The organism is Pantoea sp. A4 (assembly GCF_000295955.2).
GTDB classification, from domain to species: domain Bacteria; phylum Pseudomonadota; class Gammaproteobacteria; order Enterobacterales; family Enterobacteriaceae; genus Pantoea; species Pantoea multigeneris.
In genome coordinates this window covers 1-1,392 of the sequence record NZ_ALXE01000065.1, presented here as the reverse complement: position 1 = coordinate 1,392, position 1,392 = coordinate 1, and the positions used below count along the sequence as shown (strand labels likewise).

Below are 1,392 nucleotides of genomic sequence, written 5' to 3'. Positions count from 1 at the left end.
CAGTACCTGGACCGTGAAACGGGGCTGCACTACAATCTGTTCCGGTACTACGACGCGGACAGCATGCACTTTATCAGCCCGGATCCGATCGGGCTTGCGGGTGGTTTGAATCTGTATGCGTATGCGCCGGATCCAGTTAACTGGGCGGACCCGTGGGGTCTTTCAACTTGTAGTACTGGTTCAGGGAAGTATCAGGCTGAAAATGTTCTGGGTAGAAAAGTCTATAAGAATACTGTAGATGTTAATCCCGGTGCCCCAAGTTCAGTTCATCCGAGTGTACATAAATCAATTCGCCAAAAAGTTTCTGATGGTTGGACTAACTTAGATCTAATGAAGAATGGGTATGCTCCCATTGGACCTGATGGCAAACAAATTAACCTCCACCACATACTTGGTAAGGAGCTTGGACCAATGGTCGAGCTAGTATCATCAACACATAAGCAATATCATAAACAACTACATGGGCTAATTGAAAATGGTAGTAGTTTTAGGCATAACGGAAGTCTTGCTTATCAATATGATACATTCAGAGCGGACTATTGGAAACTTCGTGCTTTAGATTTCATGTGAGGAATTGAGATGAAGGACATTGAAAGCTTAATTAGTAAATTATCTTCTACAACTAAGCATGAGGTTTTTTGGCTAGGTGCTGTAGATAAAGAACAAATTACTAAATTAGAAAGTGTGTTATGTTTTAAACTACCGGAAGATTTTAATTTTTTTTTGGAAAAAACAGGTGGCGGTGGAGTTGTTGAGCAGGAAATCTCAGGGGTTGAAGATAATAACGCGCTAGCTGATTTCGGTGGTACGGTTTATTATGACACAATGCATTGCCGGAGCGAATACTCCCTTCCTGATAATTTGGCAGTGATTTACTTTAAAGATGATGAGATTTGTTGGTGCTTAAATACATCACCAGATAGTTTTGGTGAAGTAGTTAGCTATGATCTTTTCCTAAGAAAGGTGTCACAGATAATGCATCGCTCATTTAAAGGTTTTTTTGAAGAGTATGTTAACTTAAGATGCTCATAATAAAACAGGAAGGTTTTTTTGAACCTTCCTGTTTTTCGTGGCTATATCAGAATCTCATCCCTACTGTATGTGAGTAATTACCTAACCAGGCATGAATCTGACCGACAGATACAGCTCACACTTATTAATTATCAAGTCCATGCAGATATAAGGATGAGTATCCACCTCCAATAAGAACTGCTCAATCTTGTCAATAACACTTAATTCTGACCTGATTTCAACACACAAGCCCTGATAGGGTCATGTGGGGAGGCGCATCGAGAAACAGGTGCACTACGTCAGCCGCAACCGGTCGTGGCATCCGGTGGTGCCGCTGCCGGCGTCTTACCGGGTGCGCTTCGTGTGGGACGGCCTGCGGCT

The 1,392-nt window shown here is 42.5% G+C and carries 2 protein-coding genes; both read left to right on the top strand.

The window, feature by feature from the left end:
- Positions 1-570 (top strand): HNH/ENDO VII family nuclease (locus tag B880_RS25720; protein WP_272947543.1); only part of this gene is annotated, 570 nt, incomplete at its 5' end.
- Between the two features lie 9 nt (positions 571-579).
- A complete protein-coding gene (locus B880_RS0122715; RefSeq protein WP_017349760.1) occupies positions 580-1,032 on the top strand; it encodes an SMI1/KNR4 family protein in 453 nt (150 codons plus the stop codon).
- Positions 1,033-1,392 lie beyond the last annotated feature (360 nt).